The sequence below is a fragment of the Pedobacter terrae genome, assembly GCF_900100705.1.
Lineage (GTDB): Bacteria > Bacteroidota > Bacteroidia > Sphingobacteriales > Sphingobacteriaceae > Pedobacter > Pedobacter terrae.
On record NZ_FNCH01000056.1, the window covers coordinates 1 to 1336 of the forward strand.

Here is a 1336-nt window from a genome sequence, read left to right on the forward strand (position 1 = left end):
TTCGGGTTACCAAAAGCGTACCCAAAAGGACTATTCCTTATCCCTTAAACATCAGATTGTTTTCGAGATTGAACAGGGTGAACTCTCCACAACAGGTGCTTTAAAGAAATATGGCATCCAGTCTCGTTCCACCATAGTGGGCTGGTTGAGAAAATATGGTAAATTTGATTGGGAGAATCAAACCCCATCTCATATGCCTAAGACACCCGAACAGAAAATACTGGAGTTGGAAGCCAAAGTTAAGCTTCTGGAGAAACAAAATGCCTTTCTGGCTGCTCAGAATACAAGAGCTGATAAAAAAGCAATCATCTTCGATATGATGATCGATATTGCAGAGAAGGAATATAATATTGAAATCCGAAAAAACTCCTCACCCGAACAGTTGAACAATACCAAAAAACCTACAAAGAAAGCTTAAATGCTACCTGTGGATTGTTCGGGGTTAGCAGACAGGTCTATTAACGGAGTAAGAAGAGACGGATCAGGAAACAGGATTTATCGGCAGAGATTATAGGACTGGTGATGGGTGTGCGAATGAAAATGCCCCGCATTGGAGCCAGGAAACTTTATCATATATTAAAAGAATCTCTTGAAGCCCTATCAGTAGGAAGAGATAAACTCTTTCAGATATTAAAAGCGAATCATTTATTAGTTAAACCAAAACGCAGTTATCATATTACCACAAATTCTCACCATAGGTTTCGCAAACACAAGGACCTTACCATTGATATGAAAGTCAGTAGGCCAGAACAACTTTGGGTTTCTGACATAACTTATCTTGGAAACAGAAAAGAACCCTGTTATCTAGCTTTGGTTACAGATGCATATTCAAAAAAGATAGTTGGCTATGATGTTTCGAATAGCTTAAGTATGGAGGGAAGCGTGAGGGCGTTGAAAATGGCTATCTCAAAAAGGATATATAAAAAAGATATGCTAATACATCATTCAGATAGAGGGCTGCAGTATTGCTGCGATGAATATCAGCAGACGCTGATTAAAAATAATATTAACTGTAGCATGACCGAAAGCTATGATCCATACCGAAATGCTGTAGCTGAGCGTGTAAACGGGATTCTAAAACAAGAGTTCATTGTCATCAGAGAAGGGGTCAAGCTCTCTGAAATGAAAAAAATGGTTTCTGAAAGCGTTAATATTTATAACAATATTAGACCACACCATGCATGTTTTATGAATACCCCAAAATATATGCACAGACAAAGTAAAATCGAAATCAGGACTTATAAACGAAAAAATAGCAGCCGGAATGAACCAACTGCTATTTAAATCGTAATTTTATTTAATTATTAATCCTGTATCAAATTTTCAGGACTAGTCA

General features: G+C 37.4%; 2 protein-coding genes. Both read left to right on the plus strand.

Translation table 11 applies throughout. The features are described from left to right. On the plus strand, positions 1-418 hold a 418-nt coding region (locus BLR60_RS25280), incomplete at its 5' end, for a transposase (RefSeq protein ID WP_394333589.1). A 116-nt stretch (positions 419-534) separates the two neighbouring features. After that, entirely contained in the window at positions 535-1284 is a 750-nt protein-coding gene (locus BLR60_RS25285) for an IS3 family transposase (protein WP_317039679.1), read from the plus strand. The last annotated feature ends 52 nt before the right edge of the window (positions 1285-1336 follow it).